17 protein-coding genes and 1 pseudogene are annotated in these 17,493 nt (G+C 73.6%); 3 read left to right on the forward strand and 15 right to left on the reverse strand.

Annotated features, from left to right (window positions below; translation table 11 throughout):
- Nucleotides 1-47 precede the first annotated feature (47 nt).
- Nucleotides 48-401, forward strand: a complete 354-nt coding sequence (locus tag AB0E77_RS03575) for an isomerase (protein ID WP_361564910.1) — start codon at nt 48-50, stop codon at nt 399-401.
- A 1-nt stretch (nt 402) separates the two neighbouring features.
- Here AB0E77_RS03575 and AB0E77_RS03580 read toward each other — a convergent pair whose 3' ends face one another.
- The 3 genes from AB0E77_RS03580 to AB0E77_RS03590 form a co-directional block, all read right to left on the reverse strand.
- Entirely contained in the window at nt 403-1,119 is a 717-nt protein-coding gene (locus AB0E77_RS03580) for a TetR/AcrR family transcriptional regulator (protein WP_361564913.1), read from the reverse strand.
- 66 nt (nt 1,120-1,185) lie between these two features.
- On the reverse strand, nt 1,186-2,253 hold the full coding sequence (locus tag AB0E77_RS03585; RefSeq protein ID WP_361564915.1) for a PDR/VanB family oxidoreductase: 1,068 nt from the start codon (nt 2,251-2,253) through the stop codon (nt 1,186-1,188).
- 88 nt (nt 2,254-2,341) lie between these two features.
- The gene (locus tag AB0E77_RS03590) at nt 2,342-4,267 is read right to left on the reverse strand and encodes a hypothetical protein (RefSeq protein WP_361564918.1); all 1,926 of its coding nucleotides are present in this window, start codon (nt 4,265-4,267) and stop codon (nt 2,342-2,344) included.
- A gap of 138 nt (nt 4,268-4,405) precedes the next feature.
- On the opposite strand from AB0E77_RS03590, the gene AB0E77_RS03595 reads away from it, so the two are divergent.
- Entirely contained in the window at nt 4,406-4,843 is a 438-nt protein-coding gene (locus AB0E77_RS03595; RefSeq protein ID WP_361564921.1) for a hypothetical protein, read from the forward strand.
- A gap of 71 nt (nt 4,844-4,914) precedes the next feature.
- Here the strand turns inward: AB0E77_RS03595 and AB0E77_RS03600 are convergent, their stop codons facing one another.
- From AB0E77_RS03600 to AB0E77_RS03645, 10 genes and pseudogenes are all read right to left on the reverse strand, one after another.
- Nucleotides 4,915-6,447, reverse strand: coding sequence for a DUF1996 domain-containing protein (locus tag AB0E77_RS03600; protein ID WP_361564923.1), 1,533 nt, complete (start codon nt 6,445-6,447; stop codon nt 4,915-4,917).
- Nucleotides 6,448-6,579: 132 nt separating this feature from the next.
- Nucleotides 6,580-7,233 carry a response regulator transcription factor gene (locus tag AB0E77_RS03605; RefSeq protein WP_361564926.1) on the reverse strand — a complete coding sequence of 218 codons (654 nt, stop codon included), beginning with the start codon at nt 7,231-7,233 and terminating at the stop codon, nt 6,580-6,582.
- Nucleotides 7,218-8,492, reverse strand: a complete 1,275-nt coding sequence (locus tag AB0E77_RS03610; RefSeq protein WP_361564929.1) for a sensor domain-containing protein — start codon at nt 8,490-8,492, stop codon at nt 7,218-7,220. The genes AB0E77_RS03605 and AB0E77_RS03610 overlap by 16 nt, the downstream gene beginning before the upstream one ends.
- A 230-nt stretch (nt 8,493-8,722) precedes the next feature.
- Nucleotides 8,723-9,341, reverse strand: a pseudogene (locus AB0E77_RS03615) (IS200/IS605 family accessory protein TnpB-related protein); the annotation flags it as partial.
- A 186-nt stretch (nt 9,342-9,527) separates the two neighbouring features.
- Nucleotides 9,528-10,550, reverse strand: a complete 1,023-nt coding sequence (locus tag AB0E77_RS03620; RefSeq protein ID WP_361564932.1) for an SDR family oxidoreductase — start codon at nt 10,548-10,550, stop codon at nt 9,528-9,530.
- A 134-nt stretch (nt 10,551-10,684) separates the two neighbouring features.
- A complete protein-coding gene (locus AB0E77_RS03625; RefSeq protein ID WP_361564934.1) occupies nt 10,685-11,272 on the reverse strand; it encodes a winged helix-turn-helix domain-containing protein in 588 nt (195 codons plus the stop codon).
- Nucleotides 11,273-11,722: 450 nt separating this feature from the next.
- Nucleotides 11,723-12,754 carry a glutamine synthetase gene (gene glnII / locus AB0E77_RS03630; RefSeq protein WP_361564937.1) on the reverse strand — a complete coding sequence of 344 codons (1,032 nt, stop codon included), beginning with the start codon at nt 12,752-12,754 and terminating at the stop codon, nt 11,723-11,725.
- Nucleotides 12,755-12,993: 239 nt separating this feature from the next.
- Nucleotides 12,994-13,695: a hypothetical protein gene (locus tag AB0E77_RS03635; protein ID WP_361564940.1), complete on the reverse strand. Its 702-nt coding sequence runs from the start codon at nt 13,693-13,695 to the stop codon at nt 12,994-12,996.
- Nucleotides 13,696-13,815: 120 nt separating this feature from the next.
- Complete coding sequence (locus AB0E77_RS03640; protein ID WP_361564943.1) at nt 13,816-14,658, reverse strand: hypothetical protein; 843 nt, start codon at nt 14,656-14,658, stop codon at nt 13,816-13,818.
- A 58-nt stretch (nt 14,659-14,716) separates the two neighbouring features.
- Nucleotides 14,717-15,076, reverse strand: a complete 360-nt coding sequence (locus tag AB0E77_RS03645) for an arsenate reductase family protein (RefSeq protein WP_361564946.1) — start codon at nt 15,074-15,076, stop codon at nt 14,717-14,719.
- A 177-nt stretch (nt 15,077-15,253) separates the two neighbouring features.
- On the opposite strand from AB0E77_RS03645, the gene AB0E77_RS03650 reads away from it, so the two are divergent.
- Nucleotides 15,254-15,568 (forward strand): hypothetical protein, encoded by a 315-nt coding sequence (locus AB0E77_RS03650; protein ID WP_361564948.1) that lies wholly within the window; start codon nt 15,254-15,256, stop codon nt 15,566-15,568.
- A 73-nt stretch (nt 15,569-15,641) separates the two neighbouring features.
- On the opposite strand, the gene AB0E77_RS03655 is transcribed toward AB0E77_RS03650, so the two are convergent.
- Nucleotides 15,642-16,826, reverse strand: coding sequence for a winged helix DNA-binding domain-containing protein (locus AB0E77_RS03655; protein WP_361564950.1), 1,185 nt, complete (start codon nt 16,824-16,826; stop codon nt 15,642-15,644).
- 83 nt (nt 16,827-16,909) lie between these two features.
- Complete coding sequence (locus AB0E77_RS03660; protein ID WP_361564953.1) at nt 16,910-17,488, reverse strand: hypothetical protein; 579 nt, start codon at nt 17,486-17,488, stop codon at nt 16,910-16,912.
- Nucleotides 17,489-17,493: the final 5 nt, after the last annotated feature.

Raw genomic sequence — 17,493 nt, forward strand, 5'->3', positions numbered from 1 at the left:
AGGCCCCGGCTAGGGTGCTCCTGTCCGCCCGAGAACAGGAGCACCCCATGCCGCAGATCACCATCGAGCGTTCCGCCTGGCTTGACGACGTCGACTGGGAGGAGTTGGCGGTCGCCCTGCACCCGGTCGTCGTCGAGACGGCCGCCGCGCGGCTGGAGGCGTGCAAGACACGGGTGCTGCGCGGCGAGGAGGACGTCGTCGGCGCCGAGAAGGGGCGGCACGCCATCGTGGACGTCTCCATCGCCCTGCTCGCCGGCCGCTCCGACGAGACCAAGGCGCGCCTCACCGAGGCCGTGGTGGACCTGCTGCGCAAGCACGTCCCGCCCAGGGACGGGGTCACCCTGCACCTGTCGGCCGAGGTCCGCGACCTCGACCCGTCCTACCGCAAGGCCGTGGTCTGAGCTACGACGCCAGCTCGATCAGCCGGCCGACCAGGTCCGTGAACGGGCCGTCGGCCGGTTCGTCCTTCAGGATGCCGCGCAGCAGCTCGCCCATCTCCTCGTCCTGGGCGGCGCTCACCGCCAGCAGCGCGGCGAAGTCGTGCACGAGCTGCGCCTCCAGCTCGGCACGCGGGATGCGCCGGCCGTCCAGCCAGATCAGGGCCGTCGACTCGGCGAGCGAGATCCAGGAACGGACGACCAGTTCCAGCCGCGCGGGCGGATCGGTGACGCCCAGGTGCGCCAGGATCTGCTCGTACGCGGCCTGCCGCACCGAGTCGACGAGCGCGTTCGCCGTGGACACCGTGCTCAGGGAGCAGGCGCCGCCCGCGGAGACCGCCGGGCCCCCGCGCATCAGCGCCGAGAAACCGGGGCCGTGCTCGTCGACGAAGTCGAAGTAGCGCCCCATCACCCGCAGCAGCCGCGCCCCCAGCGGCCCCTGGCGCGGCTCCTCGAACCGGGCCGCCAGATCGCTGGAGGCCCGCTGCAACGCGGCCTCGTACAGGCTGAGTTTGCCGGGAAAGTAGTGATAGACCAGTGGGCGCGAGATGCCCGCGGCCGACGCTATCTCGTCGATGGAGACCTCGTCGGGCGAGCGGCGGCTGAACAGATCGAGCGCGACGCCGATCAACTGCTGCCGCCGCTCCTCGACGCCCATTCTGCGGCGTACCCCGGTAGTCATACGAACACCTTACCGATCGGATCCGGCCCCCGAACGGGCCCGACCGGGCATCGGTGTTCACCGGTCTCACAGATCCAGCACGAGCCGCGTCCCCTTGGCGCGCGAGACGCAGATCAGCATCGATTCACCGCGCTCCGAGTCGGTCAGCAGCTCGTCCCGGTGGTCGATCTCGCCCTCCAGCACCCGCTGTTGGCAGGTCCCGCACCAGCCCTGCTCGCAGGAGTACGGGGTGTTCGGCAGCTCGGTGCGCACGGCGGCCAGCACGGACGAGTCGGCGGCCACGGTCAGGGTGCGCCCGCTGCGCTGCAGCTCGACCTCGAACTCCCCGTCGCCGCCCGCCGTCGTACGCGGCGCGAACCGCTCCAGGCGGGGGTCCGTGCCCTCCGGGAGCCGCTCCTCGACGGCCGCCATCAGCCCTTCGGGGCCGCAGCAGTAGACGGCCGCCCCCTCGGGCAGGTCCGCGAGGAAGGCGTCCAGGGCCGGCAGCCCCTCCTCGTCCTCGGCGACCACGGTGACCCTCTCCCGGCCGGCGTCCAGCTTCTCGACGTCCTCCAGGAACGGCATCGAGGCCCGCGTCCGCCCGCCGTACAGCAGCCGCCACTCGGCGCCCTCCGGCAGCGCCCGCAGCATGGGCAGGACCGGGGTGATGCCGATGCCGCCCGCGACGAACACATAGGCGGGCGCCTCGACCAGCGGGAAGCGGTTGCGCGGCCCGCGCACCTCCAGCTCCGTCCCCTCCTGCACCTGCTCGTGCACCTCACGCGAGCCGCCCCGCCCGTCCTCGACCAGCCGCGTGGCGACGGTGTACGAAGAGGTGTCCTCCGGATCGCCGCACAGGGAGTACTGCCGGACCAGCCCCGAGGGCAGGACCAGGTCCAGGTGCGCGCCCGGCTCCCAGCGCGGCAGGTCGTGCCCCTCCAGACGGATCCCGACCACCCCGTCGGCCAGCCGTTCGTGCGCGGTGACCAGCAGGTTCAGGCCACGGGGCGCGGAGCGCCCGGGAGCCGACGGCTGCGCGGCGGTCGCCGTCGCCGGCGAGGCCGGGACCCGGCCGCGTATCGCCCGCCGGACGACCAGCGCGGCACCGGCCACCAGCAGCAGGGTCTTCAGCGTGGAGGCATGCTTGTTAGACATGACGTCAATGTACTGACGAGTAAGCCTGTCAGGAAGCCTTGTGCGGGCACTTGTTGACGCAAGCGTCAGCAAGCGCGGATCGCGGCGGCTAGCGCAGCCCGCCGATCGTCCGCCCGTCCTCCAGCGTGCCCTTCAGCTCGGCCTCCGCGCCCTGCTCGGCCGCGGCCGTCAGCAACGGGCCGTCGGCGGAGCCGGAGACCCCGCCCGACGCCTCGACCGACTCCGTGTCCCGGCTGCCGGCGGCCAGCAGGTACCAGTGCCCGCCCTCCGACTTCCACAGCACCCCGGCCAGCACGTGCGGATCCCGCTTGCCGCACGCCGGCACGTCCTGGGCCCTGGCGGCCACCGCGCCCCGCGTCCCGCCCGGCGTCCGGAACTGCGCCATCACCCGCGCCCCGGGCCCCCGCCAGGTCTCGGCCCGCATGCACACCCACTCGCCCGACCCGGTGTCGTCGGGCAGCGGCTGGCTCGCGAACTCCCAGGCGTTCACCGACCGCACCCCCTGCCCGCGCACGGCGCCCAGGGAGCAGGCGTACGGCGCCCAGGCGTGCAGCGCCCCGGCACCGGAGACGTCCTTCGCCTTCCCGGGCCGCCCCGTCGTGAGCCGGGCCGGGACCAGCTCGCCGAGGTCGCTCATCAGCCGGGTGTGCGAGCCGTCGGTCAGCTGGAGCACGTTCCACGAGGTGCAGTCCCCGGAGCGCTGGACCGGCGTGGCCAGCGGCGAGGTCACCCCGTCGGCCAGCGTCAGCTCCATCGCCCCGGAACCCGGCTTCACCAGGTCCCGTTCGGCGGCCTTCGTCACCCAGGGCGCCGTCAGATAGCGCACGTTGCCGTCGGCCCGGCCCAGCACCACCGCGGCCGCCTCCGCCCGGCCGGCCCCGTCGGCCCGCGCGAAGTCGAGCGCGGCACCCGCCGTGCCGTCCTTCGGCTCGGCGTACCGGACGATGCGCAGACCGTCGTAGAGGATCACCACGTGCGCGGTGTCGACGGTCCCGGCGTACAGCAGCTGCGGCGGTCCGGCCGGGCCGCCGCTCGCGGTGCCCGTCGTCGCCGAGACCCGCACGTTCCCGCCGGGGCGGGCCCAGACGGCGAGGGCCCGGCGCAGCAGCTTCCGGTCACCGGTCAGGTCACCGCGCGCCGGCCACACCGAGAAGTCGGTGCGCGCGGACGTCTTCCAGGCGGTGGGCGCGGCCTTCGTGAGCCTGCCCGGGTCGAGCGCCGCCTCGGCCGCCGCGTTGCGCCCGCCCGCCGGGGCGGCGGCACCGTCCGGCCCCCAGCCGTCGCCGGGCAGCCCCAGCAGCGCCCCGCACACCACCAGCGCCGCCCCGGCGACCAGCGCGGCCTTCGTGTGCCGGCGGCGCCGCATCAGATCGGTGGGCCGGGCCTGGAGGGAACAGGGATCGAACTCGGGGGAGGCGAGCAGCGCGTACCGGTCCGCCACCCCGTCGGCCTCCCGCAGCGCCGCGTCGGCGTCGGCCTCGGCGACCCCGGCGGCCGTGAGCACGCGCCGTACGTCGCCGTCCGGCAGCCGCTCGAGACCGCGCAGCGCGTACGCCGCCCGGGCCGGGCCGGACAGGGCGGACAGCCGCTGGTCCAGGGCGAGTTCGTCGGCGCCGCCCGAGCGCGGGAACAGCTTGAGCCCCCACACCTGCGGCAGCAGCGGCGGCAGCTGGGCCCGCCGGGGCCACGCCAGGCGCCGCAGCGGCAGCCCCGCCTGCAGCGCCGTCCGCACGACCCGCAGCCGCACCAGGGCGTACCCCGGGTCGCCCTCACGGCCGGAGGACTGGGCCGGGATCACGGGCGTCGCCGTCCGGTTCCCGGGCAGCGCACGCTGGGTCAGGGCGTGCGCCGTCAGCACCCGGCGGCCGCGGCCGAGGTCCGGCGGCAGCACCAGATAGGCGAGGCGGACCAGGCCCGGATAGTGCTCGACGAGCGCGGCCTCGGCCTGCTCGACGTCGACGACCGGGTCACCGGCGGACGGTGCGGCGTGCTTGGCGACATCCTGTGACTGCACGTCCAGTGGAACGAGCCAGTCGGCCCGTGGTCACCCGGGGTGCCCGTTGAGTGGTTCCCGCCCCGCCGCCGTACCGATGACCGGGGCCCCGTGCCGGGGCTCCGTGCGGCATGTCGCCGGAAGGGACCGGAGGAACACATGAGGCTGACCCGACCGCTGCTCGCGCTGGCCGGAGCGGTGACGGTACTGGCGCTGACGGGCTGCGCGTCCGAGGGGGACGGCGCGGCCGTGCCACAGACGGCGACCGGGAGCCTGGAGCACCTGGCCGCCGAGGCCGACTGCGAGCCGGACCTCCAGACCGACGCGGACACCATCCGCCAGGCCATCTGCGTCCGGGGCGACGAGAAGTACATCCTCGCCACCTTCGCCACCGACCGCGGACAGCGCGAGTGGATCAACACGGCCAAGGACTACGGCGGCTACTACCTCGTCGGCCGCAAATGGGTCGCCGTCGGCCACGAGGACGTCGTGGCCGGACTGCGCGGCCGGCTCGGCGGCACCCTGGAGCAGGGCGCCCGGCACGGGGGCGGCACGCACCCGGCCGGACACGGCGGTCACGGCGGCCACGGGAGCTGACCGCCCCCGCACACGGGTGAGGGCCGGTGGCGGACGCCCGCCACCGGCCCTCCTCGTGCCCCGGGGCGGGACTACGTGCAGTCCTGGCCGTTGTTGATGCAGTCGACCACCTTGTTCATCAGGTTCTCGTCCATGACGTTGATGAAGTCGTTGTGGTCGGTGATCGGCTTGTGCAGCTGCTCCGGGAAGCTGTCCACCGCGTACGGGTTCTGCACCTGGCCGTTCTCGACGGTCGGGGTGGGGATGTCGTACACCAGGCGGACCTGGAGCTGGGGGATGGCCTGGAAGCCGTCCGGGCAGTTGCCGTTCTCGTCGACGAACGCCGTGTGCGTGCGGTGGTTGGCGCTGTCGATGTTCTGGCCGTCCCAGCAGCTCTGGAAGTTGGTGGTCCGCACCACCTGGCTGCCGTCGGGGCACAGCGGGTACTTGTCCGTGACCTGCCGGTCCTCGAAGCCCGTGCAGCTCCACGAACTGTTGGCGTTCGCGTCGCCGTTGGTGAAGGACTTGGCGTCACCGGTGATGATGCGCAGGAACTTCGGCATCGCCACCACGTCGCCCTGCCGGCTGCCGACGAACCTCAGCTGCGCCTCGGCGGGTTTGAGGATCCGGCCGATGTTGCCCTCGGCACCGCCGCCCTGGTCGCCCGCGTCGAACTCCTGCGTTCCGTCCTGGAGCCGCAGCACCGGCCAGTAGTACGTCGACCTGTCGCCCTGGTTCTGGCACGAGGTGTCGGCGTTCGCCAGGTCGTCGTCGCTGGAGAACGCGTCGTTGTCCTGATTGCCGACGTAGTCGTGGGTGTGGTGGGCGCCGTTGTCGACACCGGGGGCGGCGATCAGGTTGTCGCTGTTGAACAGGTTGTTCTCGTTGACGCCGCAGTCGGTGGTGAAGGTGCCGGTGGAGCCGCCGTCGCCGTCCGCGGCGAGACCGTTGCGGCTGTTGCGCGAGTTCGGCTGGACGTCGTTGATGTCGATGAAGTCGTCGGCGACCGGCCCCGCGACACCGTTGCCGTTGTCGTCCTGGTTCTGACCGTCGCCGCCGTTCTGACCGTCGCCGCCCTGACCGCCGTCGTCCTGACCGTCGCCGCCGTTCTGGCCGCCGTCTCCCTGGCCGTCGCCGCCCTGCTGCTGGTCGGCGGGCCGGCCCTGGCAGGAGGCCAGCTCGTCCAGGCCGTCGTCCGCCCGGCCGCCGGCCCGGTTGATCTCCAGCTGGATCCGGTCGATGATCACCTTCCGCCGGTCCCTGAGCGGCCCGAGGATGGCGTTGTCGACGAACCGGGAGTCCCCGGCCTGCGCCTGCCGCGTGGTGGCGAGCCGCTGGTAGGCGTCCGTGATCTGGCTGTCCAGCGTGGCCAGTTCGCCGTCCACCTCCCCGCGGGCCCGGTCCGGCACGTCGCGCATCCGCTGGCCCACGTCGGGGCAGTCGATGGTCGCGACCCACGCCCCGGCCGACCTCGTCCGGTCGTGGCCCCCGCCCCCGTGCTCCTCGTGGGCCGAGGCGTAGAAGTTCGCCCAGACCAGCCCGCCCCCACCGAGCGCCAGGGCCGCCACCCCGGCAACGGCCTTGGCGGCCAGCGGCATTCGGCGTTTTCTTGTGTTGCGTCCCATGGAACTCCTCTGACTTCCTTGCGGGGCATCGAGGCGCCCGACAGGAGTGAAGCGGCTCCCTTCCATACGGAAGCCGCTCCGGCGGTGTTCAGCCGTCCTGGGAATTGAGGGGTCCGGTGGGACCGGTGTGACTCAGCGGCCCTGGTCCAGATAGGCGAGAACCGCCAGGACACGGCGGTTGTCGTCGTCCGAGACCTCGAGGCTCAGCTTGGCGAAGATGTTCGCGGTGTGCTTCGCGATCGCGCGCTCGGTGACGACGAGCCTGCCCGCGATCGCCGCGTTGGTCCGCCCCTGCGCCATCAGCTCCAGCACCTCCAGCTCCCGGGGCGTCAGCCGCTCCAGCGGCCGGTCCTGCGCCGCACGCCGGCTCAGCAGCTGCTGGATGACCTGCGGATCCATCGCCGTGCCGCCCGCCGCCACCCGCCGTACGGCGTCCACGAACTGCTCCGCGTCGAACACCCGGTCCTTGAGCAGATACCCCACCCCGCCGCTGCCGTCGGCGAGCAGCTCCCGCGCGTACAGCTGCTCCACGTGCTGCGACAGCACCAGCACCGGCAGCCCGGGGCGGTTGCGGCGGGCCTCCAGGGCGCACTGGAGGCCCTCGTCCGTGAGCGTGGGCGGCAGCCGGACGTCGACCACGGCGACGTCCGGCTCCAGTTCGGCCAGCGCCCGGGCCAGCTCGGGGCCGGTCTCGACGGCCGCGGCGATCTCGAAGTCGTGGGCCTCCAGGAGCCGGACCAGCCCGTCGCGCAGCAGGAACAGGTCTTCGGCTAGGACAACGCGCAAGGGATCTCCATGGTGACCATGGTGGGGCCGCCCGCCGGGGAGCTGACGGCCAGGACGCCGTCGAATGTACCCAGCCGCCGCTCCACCCCGGCCAGCCCCGATCCCGCACCGGCCACCGCACCGCCCCTGCCGTTGTCGGTGACCGAGATGCGCAACAGACCCTCGCGGTGGTGCACGTCGACCCAGATCCGGTCGGCGCCGGAGTGCTTCACGGCGTTGGTGAGCAGCTCGCTGACGGCGAAGTACGCGGCCGACTCCACCGGCGCCTCCGCACGGCCGGGCAGGTCCACCTCGGTCTCGGCCGGAACGGGCAGCCGCAGCGCCAGCGCCCGTACGGCGTCCCCGAGCCCGCGTTCGGCGAGGACCGGCGGGTGGATGCCGCGCACCAGCTCGCGCAGCTCCGTCAGGGCCTCCGCGGAGGACCGCCGGGCCTGCGCCAGCAGCTCGCGGGCCTTCGCCGGGTCCTTCTCGAGCAGCGCCTCGACGGTGCCCAGGTCCATGCCCATGGCGACCAGCCGGGCCTGCGCCCCGTCGTGCAGGTCCCGCTCGATGCGGCGCAGCTCGGCGGCGGACGTGTCGACGGCGTCGCGGCGCGTCTCGGTCAGCACCCGCACCCGCTCGGCCAGTTCGCCCTCACCGGTGCCCAGCAGGCCGGCGGTGAGCCGGAAGTGGGCGTGCAGCGCGCGCGGGGCGAGCCAGATCGCCGGCACGAGGAGGACCACGGCCAGCGCGGCGGCGTAGTACGCGGAGGTCTGGCCGGTGACGTGCACGAAGCCGTACCAGTAGCCGTCGGGCATCGCCCGCCACAGCCCGGCCGCGATCACGAACCCCTCCAGCGGGTACAGCGGCAGCGCGAAGGCGAGCAGGGCGAGGACGAAGCCCGCCGTCATGTCGGCCGGCAGCCAGCGGAAGTCCCGCCAGGTCGCCGGGTCGCGGAGCATGCCGAAGGTGCGGGCCCACGGGTTGGCGTCCGCGGGCAGCGGCCGGTACGTCCGCGGGATGCGCACCCCGCCCCACTCGGCGGCCAGCAGCCGCCGCCGGTCCGCGAAGGCCCGCACCCCCGTCAGCACCCACGGGGTGGTGACGATGCCGACGCCGATCGGGACGAGCGCGATCGACACCAGGGTCAGGCAGAAGCAGAGCACCGCGCCGGGCAGGCTGATCAGCGCCAGGGCCAGCCCCCGTACGGCCGTCAGGCCCAGGTGCCGTATCCGCGTCCCGGCGTCGCCGCCGCTGTCGCTCGTCGTCTCGAAGCTCATGACCCCAGTCTCGCGGAGCCGGCGAGGCGGGTCACTGGGCCGGACCCCCGGTCAGGGGGTGGTGCCAGGTACACCGTTCCTAAGGACTGAGCGGGAGTAAGTCCTGTTGCCAGGACTTGCGCTCAGTCGGACGCCCCGAACGGTGTTGGGTGTCCTGGTCGCCCGCGTTCGCACCGCGTCCCGGTGGCACGGATCGGGTCCGTGGTCCGGGCATGCGGGGGCGGGGTCCCCCCGTCCGCCTGCACGAACCACCGTGCCGCCCCCCAGCGTGCGCGCCACTGGGATGCGGTGAGTCCGGCGGCAGTCAGATGTTGCCGGGCGCGGGCCAGCCGCTTCCCGCCCCGCACGATGCGTACCGTGCCCGCCGTCCAGTCCGTGCGCGTCCTCGCCGGCCGGTCCTCCAGCACGCGCAGGCGCCGGGCCTTGGCGTGCCACTCCCGCCGGCTGCGATACCCGCCCGGAGCGCGCTTGCTGCCCTTGTGCCCCACGGGCAGGGACAGTCGGTGGCGGATGGTGCGCACCCCCGCCTCCAACGACTGGAGACAGGCGTGGGCGCCACGGCGGGCCAGCGCCCACTGATCGTGCGTGGCCTTGGTGATCGCACCCGCCCACCGGGCCGACGAGCGAGGTGTCAGCTCCCGCTTGCGCGCCGCCCACGCTGCCGCGTCGTGGTCCAGGCCGTCCCGGCAGCGCGCTGCGAGGTCACGACCGGCGAGCGTGCCCAGATGCGCACCCACCCGCCGCAGCACCACCTCGTCGGCGGCGGTGAGCTGCTTGAGCCGGGTACGCACGCACCCCCGACGGGCCCGGCACGACGAACGGCGCTGCAAGCTCGCGCACCCCGCTCATCCCCACACCTCCTCCCGGCCAGCCCACCCGCCCGGCCCTCAAACCCGGCCTGCCCACCCAACGAGCACCCCCCGCAAAGGTCACCCATTCGACCGACGAACTCTCATTCCCCACCCCACGCAAACAGCACGCACTCCCGGCCGTGACCATCCGCGCTCACTCATGCACGCCAGAACGCACTCGCACTCAGCCAGTTCCCAACTGTTCTCCACCCCCGTCCGCCGCGAGTACCTTCGCCTCCGTCTCCGGGTCCAGGCCCACCGGCGGGCGGTCGGGGCGCTGCGGGGCCGTCCCGCCGATCTTCCGTAGCCAGGTCCAGGTGTCGGCGACGGTCTCGCCGACCGGCCGGCAGCGCAGCCCGGTCGCCAGGGCGCGCGAGACGTCGGCCGTGTGCAGGGCGTCGTGCAGATCGCTGCCCGGCGGCACCCACACCGGCAGCTGCGTCCACGGCTGCACCCCGGCGTCGAGCACGGTGCCGGGGTCCGTCCAGCGCGGTTCGGCCGCACCGCCCGTGACCCGGACGCAGGCGTCGAGCAGGTCGCCCATGGTGGTGTGCCCCGGCGCGGAGACCAGGTTGTACGGCCCGCTCAGCTCCCGCTCCGCCGCCCCGAGGGTCCAGTCGGCGAGATCGCGGACGTCGATGTACTGCAACGGCAGCTCCCGGGGCCCGGGTGCGAGCACCGGGCCGCCGCGCGCGACGCGGTCCAGCCACCACGGCAGCCGCCCGACGTTCTCGTACGGACCGAGGATCAGGCCGCTGCGCACGAGCACCGAGCGGTCCGCGCCGAAGGCGTCCAGGACGGCCAGTTCGGCGCCCCGCTTGTCCCGCGCGTAGTCGAGCTGCCCGGCGTCCGCCGCCGCGCCCTCGACCAGCGGGGCGTCCTCGGTGTACCCGGCGGGCGGGGCCCACGCGTACACCGAGCAGCTCGACACGTACACGTACCGTCCGACGCGACCGGCCAGCAGCCGTGCCGCCTCCAGCACCGCGCGGGGCGCCGCCGACCAGGTGTCGACGACGGCGTCCCAGCTCCCCTCGGCGAGGGCGGTGAGCCCGTCGGGCGCGGTGCGGTCGCCGTGCAGCGAGTGCACCCCCGGCGGCGGCGCGTGCCGCCCCCGGTGGAAGACGGTCACCTCCCAGCCGCGCCCGAGCGCCGCCTCGACCACGGCCCGCCCCACGAACTCCGTACCGCCCAGCACCAGTAGCCTCATGCGGGCCACTCTGCCCGGCGCGGCGGGCCGGGGGAACGCCGCTCTGCCGACAGCAGAGGCCGGCGCCCCCGGCGTCCGGCGGCCCCGGCGTCCGGCGGCCCCGGCGTCCGGCGGCCCCGGCGTGTCCGGCGTTCTCAGCGTCCGGTGGGCGGCGTGTACTTGTAGCCGACGCGCCGCACGGTCTGGATCGTCCGGCGGTGCTCGGCGCCCAGCTTGCGGCGCAGCCGGGCGACGTGCACGTCCACGGTGCGGCCGTCGCCGACGTGGCCGTAGCCCCACACCGTGGTGACGAGCTGGTCGCGGGTGTGCACCCGGTGCGGATGCGCGACGAGATGGGCGAGCAGCTCGAACTCGAGGTAGGTCAGGTCGAGCCGGCGTCCGTCCACGGAGGCGGTCCGGCGCGCGGAGTCGATCCGCACCAGCGGGTCGTCGGCGACGTCGGCCTCCTTGACGTCCTGCCGGGCCGTGCCGGGTACGGCCACCGGTGCGAAGGGCGGCTGCTGGTCGGCGGGGACGAGCACCAGGTACCCGACCATGGGCGGCCGGCCCGGCAGCGTGGGCAGGGTGTGCGGGGGAGCGGGCAGCCAGGTGGCGCCCGGCGGCAGGAAGTCCCTGACGTCCACCACCTCGTCCCGGTCCACGGCCCGCAGTCGGTGGCGGGCGGAGGAGGCGGGGGCGGCGGCGGTGACGGGAGCGGGGGAGAGGGAACGAGTGGTCGCCATGAGAGGTCAGCTCTTTCGCGCGAGGAGTTCGTCGGGAGGCCGACGGCCGCGGCGCGGCGGCCGGGGCGTCGGGGACGTACGTCGTGCGCGTCGGCGAAAGCCGGGACTACGGCTTCAGAGGGCCGACGCGGTCGTCGCGCGGCAACACACCCGGTCGAAGTCGTGATGCTGACGGGAAGGCCAGAAGGGCTCGAGGTCGTGGCGACCCGTCGCGGCGTGCTTCTGGAAGGCGGACATGGGTCCATTGAAGCAGACGGCGGCCCGGTTCAGGAGACTCCTCTCACTGCTTGGACGTCCGACGGCGTCTCCCTGACACCCCGTCGGCCGAAAACCGACGCCGGAGCCGAGGCCGGAGCGGGTGCCGGAGCGGGTGCCGGAGCGGACGCCGGGGGCTACGCCGAAAGGGGCGTCCGCCACGAAGGCGGACGCCCCTCCCCGGGACGGTGCGGATCAGACCTGGCCGGCCTTCTCCAGCGCGGAGCAGCAGGTGTCCACCAGCAGGCGGGTCACCACGTACGGGTCGACGTTGGCGTTGGGACGACGGTCCTCGATGTAGCCCTTGCCGTCCTTCTCGACCTGCCACGGGATGCGGACCGAGGCACCGCGGTCGGAGACGCCGTAGGAGTACTCGTTCCACGGGGCGGTCTCGTGCAGGCCGGTCAGACGGTCGTCGATGCCCGCGCCGTAGTTCTTGACGTGGTCCATCGGCTTGGAGCCCTCACCGAGCGACTCGCACGCGGTGATGATCGCGTCGTACCCCTCGCGCATCGCCTTGGTGGAGAAGTTGGTGTGCGCGCCCGCGCCGTTCCAGTCGCCCTTGACCGGCTTGGGGTCGAGGGTGGCGGAGACGCCGAAGTCCTCGGCGGTGCGGTAGAGCAGCCAGCGGGCCACCCACAGCTGGTCGGAGACCTCCAGGGGCGCCAGCGGGCCCACCTGGAACTCCCACTGGCCGGGCATGACCTCGGCGTTGATGCCGGAGATGCCGAGACCGGCCTTGAGGCAGTTCTCCAGGTGCGCCTCGACGACGTCGCGGCCGAAGATCTCGTCCGAGCCGACACCGCAGTAGTAGCCGCCCTGCGCGGCCGGGAAGCCGCCCTCGGGGAAGCCCAGCGGGCGCGAGCCCTTGAAGAAGGTGTACTCCTGCTCGATGCCGAAGATCGGCTCCTGCGCGGCGAAGCGCTCGGACAGCTCGGCCAGCGCGGCGCGGGTGTTGCTCGGGTGCGGCGTCAGGTCCGTGTCGAGGACCTCGCACAGCACCAGGATGTCGTCGCCGCCGCGGATCGGGTCGGGGCAGGAGAAGACCGGCCGGAGCACACAGTCCGAGGAGTTGCCCTCGGCCTGGTTGGTGGAGGAGCCGTCGAAGCCCCAGATCGGCAGCGCGTCGAGACCCGCCGGAGCGCCCGTGATGATCTTCGTCTTGGAACGGAGCTTGGCCGTCGGCTCGGTGCCGTCGATCCAGATGTACTCAGCCTTGAAGGTCACGGGGGACACATCCTTCGGGGTGGGTCTGGGCGCACTTGCGGGTGCTGCGGCGCTGCGGCACCGGGGCGCCGCGTCTACTGCCGTGCAGCGTGTCAACGGGCGATTTCCCGTCCGTTGCCCATATGTGAACCCCGTGTTACCTGGGGAAGGTGTGGTGCGTCTCACGGACCCGGCCCCCGCTCTGAGCGGGGCGAGCGGAGGCCGGGGGCGGGGGGAGTGAGGGTCAGCCGGTCAGTGGATCACCCCACCTTCTCGATCAGGGCCCGGCGGATCAGGAACTTGCCCTGCTCCCGGACCTGTTCGAACGCGGCGTTGTTGAGCAGGACGCAGCTGCCGGAGACCGAGTTCACCTCCACCGTCGTGGACTTGTCGTTGTCCAGGTTGGTCACCCTGAGCTTGGTGCCCACGGGGAACTGGTTGCTGGACGCGGCCGGGGCGCCGCCCTCGCCGGAGAGGGTGACGGTGGAGCCGTTGCACACCTGCGCACCTGCCTGCGCCGCGTCGCCGTCCGCCTGGTCGCCGGGCTGTTCGGCCTGAGGGGGCTGCGCGCTCTGAGGGGGCTGCGCGGTCTGAGGGGGCTGCGCCTCCTGCGGCGGCTGCGCGGCTTGGGAGTCCTGAGCCGACTCCCCGACCGCACACCCGGACGCCTCCTGCTTGCGCTTGATCTCCTCGATGACCGCCTCGCGGTTGGCGATCCGGGCCTCGGACTGCGCGTCGGGCGCGGCCCGCTGGCCCTCGATGAACCGCTCGTTGTTGCCGAGCGCGGTGGCCAGGCCCTGGCAGACGGTGGAGTCCTGGGCGGACTTGGTCTGCGCGTTCTGCGTGGTCTGCGCGGCGTTCGAGGCGTTCGCCATCACGAAGGCCCCGGCGCCCGCCACCGACGCGGCGCTCACCAGCAGCGCGATCTTCTTCTTCGTACCGAGACTTCTCCTGCGCGACATGCGCGCCTCCTGAAGAGGTAGGGGAGCGTACGCCGCTATGTACGAGATACCGAACGCGGTTACTCAGCGGTCACGGGGATCCGGCGGAGTAACCTGCGTCACATCCGGGCCGAGGGCAGGTCAGCTCGGCCCGGGGCCGTCGCCGTCCTCGTAGGCCACCACGTTGTCGTCGACGTACTGGAGAAGGCCCTCCGTCTGCCGGGTCAGCTCGGCCTCCCCGGTCTCCGCGCCGTCCCCCCACTGACCGTTGGCGAACACCACCGAGCGCACGGACATCAGGCGGCGGAAGACACCGGCCGAGCCGGGCGGCACCGTCGGCAGGCCGGCCTCGGGCGGCGGGTCGAGCGAGACGGTCTGGTAGGTCACCGGGTCCATCGAGGCCATGGCGAACACGGAGGCGGCGTCCTCCGCGCGCCGGAAGCTCATCACGGTCACGGTCACCTGTGAGCGCCGCTCGGCGTCGGTGAACAGGGCGGCGGTGAGCCTGAGGCAGCCCTTCCCCTGGTCGATCAGGGCGGCCAGCTCCGGCGACGTGCCCCGCGCGCACTCGGTCGTCGTGGCCAGGTCGACGCGCTCGTACCGGGAGCCGTCGGACAACCGGACGTCCGTGTCCGGGAAGGCCTGCTCGGGCCGGACGACCGGGCGCGCGAGCAGGGAGGGGAGGGAGGAGGGCGCGTCGGAGGGCATGGTGACGGAGACGGAGGGCGCCGAGACCCCGGAGGGCACCGAGACGGCCGTGGCGGACGCCGTGGGGGCCCCTTCCGCGACCGCGTCGTCGTCCTCGCCACCGGTCAGCGTCACGGCGCCGGCGACCACGGCCGCGGCAAGGAAGCCGCAGGTCGCCGCGGCCACCGCGAGCCGGGTGCGCCGACGCCGGCGTATGCGTTCCTGCTCGGCGGCCCAGGCCGCCGCGGCGGGGTCGTAGGGCAGCCCGTAGCGCATGCCTTGATCATCTGGGGTCACGGCGGCGCAGCGTAACAGGGCCCGCCGACACCGGCCCCGGCGGCGTCCGGCGCCGGATTCAGCGGGACAGGGCGTCCCGTACCGCCTCCTCGGAGCGGCCCACCACGGCCGTTCCGTCGTCCGCCGTGATGATCGGGCGCTGGATCAGCTTCGGGTGCGCGGCGAGCGCGGCGACCCAGCGGTCGCGTGACGCGTCGTCACGGGGCCAGTCCTTCAGGCCCAGTTCCTCGGCGGCGGGCTCGCCGGTGCGGGTGATGTCCCACGGTTCGAGGCCGAGGCGGGCGAGGACCTCGCGGATCTCGTCCTCGCCGGGCACGTCCTCCAGGTACCGGCGGACCGTGTAGTCGGCGCCCTCTGCGTCGAGCAGGCTGATGGCGCTGCGGCACTTGGAACAGGCCGGGTTGATCCAGATCTCCATGGCGTACACGGTAGCCCGAGGGGTGCGAAACCCGTTCTCCCCGTACGTCCCAAGCGTCCCGAAAGCCCTTGTGGCCAGGGGCTTTTGTCAGTGGGGGGCGGTAAAATAGAAGCAGTGTTCGAGGGTGTCGCCGGGGTGTCCGGACGGCGCCCCGACCGCGACAGGAGGAGGATGCCCGTGCCCGCTGCCGCACTGAAGCAGAAGCCGTTGCCCACCCAGTCGACCGCCGAGCGACCCGTCCTGCTCGACCTGCCGTACCGGCCCGTGGAGAAGAGTCCGCTGCCGGCGGGCCGCCCCCGCGAGTGGTACGTCACGCACAACCGCCGGCTCAAGGCGATGCGGCTCGCCATCGCCCTGCTCGACTCCGGCGTCTATCTGCCGAACCAGGCCCGCAACGAGACGATACGCAGCGCGGCGGAGACGATCGGCGTGCACCCGCCGTCGGACACGACGTGCCACATGGTGCGGGCGCTGATGCGGTACTCGCGGTGACGCGGGCGCGGGGTGCCGTTCTTCGTGACGGTGCCCCGCGCCGGCGTGAGTCGTGCGCCCGTGATCGCTCGCGCTACGCCGACAGCTCCCGTTCCAGCGGTGTCCGGAAGCGTGGGGTGATCCGGGTGGTGCCCACCCAGGTCCTCAGGCGTTCCGCCTCCGTCGTGATCGCCGTCTCGGCCTCGCGGCCGGCGTCCGTGTCGTCCAGGATCCGCCAGACGATCTCCCCGTCGGCCCGCTGGGCCCAGCCGCCGATCACGCGGCCGTTCCACCACACCGTCGGGCCGACGTTGCCGCTGCGATCGAAGAGCGCCGGCCGCAGTGCGGGCGCGAGATACCAGTCCCGGTGCCGCCAGCCCATCGCCGTCGGATCCAGCGCGGGCAGCAGCGCGGCCCAGGGCGCGGCCGGCGCCGCCACCGGGCCGGTGTCACCGGCGGCCACATACCCCGTGCCCTCGTCCAGCGACACCGTCTCCGCGCCGATCGCGGACAGCGCCCGGCGGACCTCCGTCACCCGCCACCCCGTCCACCACGTGAGGTCCTCCTCGGTGGCCGGCCCGCACGCCTCCAGCCGGCGGCGCAGCAGGTCCGCCTGCGCCCCGGCGGTGTCCAGCTCGGGATGCGGGGGCGCCGGCGCCCAGCGGAACTGGCTGGACGTCCACGAGCCCAGCGGCCGGCCCCGCACGACCTTGCCCTCCACGCCCAGCACCTTCAGCAGCCGGGTGGAGACCGTGTGCACGCCCTCGTAGCTCTTCCCGGCCGCGTACACGAACTGCTCCTTCAGCCGCGGCTCGTCCCGGGCCAGCTCGGCCGCCGTCGCCTGCCCGCGCCGGGCCAGCGCCGCCAGCGCCGACTCCTCGACCTCCGCCAGCCAGGCCCCGTCCGGCGCCCCGGCCGTCGCCATGTGCTTGAGCAGCGCGGCCCGCTCCCGGGCGGCCACCGCGAGACCGGTCGAGGCGTGCACGACCGCCGTCAGCCCGGTCGGGAAGACGAACACCGTGTGCCGCATGCCGTGCATCCGGACCAGCGTCCCGTCCTCGTACAGCGCCCGCTCCGTCTCGCCCACCGTCTTCGCCGGGTCCGCCAGCCGGGCCCCGACGGCCAGATACACCGTCGAGGGATCCGTGCCGTGCAGCGCCACCAGCGAATCGGCGACCTCCTCCGGGCTGTCCGCCCGGGCCCCGTCCGCCAGTCGCTGCCGCAGCGCGAGCCGCGCCCGCCGCTCCGCCGTCCCGATGTGCCGCCGTCCGTCATCCATGCCGGCCTCCGCCCGCCCGTCCGTCACGTCCCGGTACGGCCATCCTGCCTGCCCCCACTGACAGCGGACCGGCACCGGGCCGGTCACAGTCCGGGCGCGCCCCACACCGGGAACCAGCGCCCCAGGTCCTCCTCGACCGGCAGCTCGCCGGCCAGCACCGCCCGTATCCGCAGCTCCAGCGCGTTGTCCCGCCGCTCCCGGTCGCCGGGCAGGGGCGCGAACGGGTAGAAGGTGCCCCGTTTGTAGAGGTAGACGAGTGCGAGCCGCCGCCCGTCGTCATGGCGGAATCCGGCCAGGGAGCACAGCAGCTGCGGTCCGAAGCCGCCCGCCTCCAACGAGCTGTTCACCGCGTGCAGGTCGTTCACCAGCAGGGGCAGCTCGTCGGGGGAGCGGTGCGAGACGAGCCAGGAGTAACCGTAGGAGTCCTGGGCCGGCTCCACCGGGGTGCGGCCGGCGTCCGCGTCGAGCAGGGACCTGACCTCGCGGTGCGCCTGTTCGAAGGCGGCGCCCTCGACCGTCGCGAAGCACACCGCGCCCTGCCCGGTCGGGATGAAACCGGCCGCCGCCTCCAGCGTCACCGCCGCCGAGGGCAGCGCGAAGAGCCGGTCCAGATCGGGCGGGACGGGCTTGGAGCGACCCAGCAGGACGTCCAGCAGACCCATCGGGC

Source organism: Streptomyces sp. NPDC032940, from assembly GCF_040636935.1.
Classification (GTDB): domain Bacteria; phylum Actinomycetota; class Actinomycetes; order Streptomycetales; family Streptomycetaceae; genus Streptomyces.

Coding starts and splice junctions, on each gene's coding strand:
- AB0E77_RS03580 (WP_361564913.1), bottom strand. CDS start 1,119: ATGACTACCGGGGTACGCCGCAGAATGGGCGTCGAGGAGCGGCGGCAG.
- AB0E77_RS03660 (WP_361564953.1), bottom strand. CDS start 17,488: ATGGGTCTGCTGGACGTCCTGCTGGGTCGCTCCAAGCCCGTCCCGCCC.
- AB0E77_RS03620 (WP_361564932.1), bottom strand. CDS start 10,550: ATGAGGCTACTGGTGCTGGGCGGTACGGAGTTCGTGGGGCGGGCCGTG.
- AB0E77_RS03575 (WP_361564910.1), top strand. CDS start 48: ATGCCGCAGATCACCATCGAGCGTTCCGCCTGGCTTGACGACGTCGAC.
- AB0E77_RS03645 (WP_361564946.1), bottom strand. CDS start 15,076: ATGGAGATCTGGATCAACCCGGCCTGTTCCAAGTGCCGCAGCGCCATC.
- AB0E77_RS03595 (WP_361564921.1), top strand. CDS start 4,406: ATGAGGCTGACCCGACCGCTGCTCGCGCTGGCCGGAGCGGTGACGGTA.
- AB0E77_RS03585 (WP_361564915.1), bottom strand. CDS start 2,253: ATGTCTAACAAGCATGCCTCCACGCTGAAGACCCTGCTGCTGGTGGCC.
- AB0E77_RS03635 (WP_361564940.1), bottom strand. CDS start 13,695: ATGTCGCGCAGGAGAAGTCTCGGTACGAAGAAGAAGATCGCGCTGCTG.
- AB0E77_RS03610 (WP_361564929.1), bottom strand. CDS start 8,492: ATGAGCTTCGAGACGACGAGCGACAGCGGCGGCGACGCCGGGACGCGG.
- AB0E77_RS03625 (WP_361564934.1), bottom strand. CDS start 11,272: ATGGCGACCACTCGTTCCCTCTCCCCCGCTCCCGTCACCGCCGCCGCC.
- AB0E77_RS03600 (WP_361564923.1), bottom strand. CDS start 6,447: ATGGGACGCAACACAAGAAAACGCCGAATGCCGCTGGCCGCCAAGGCC.
- AB0E77_RS03655 (WP_361564950.1), bottom strand. CDS start 16,826: ATGGATGACGGACGGCGGCACATCGGGACGGCGGAGCGGCGGGCGCGG.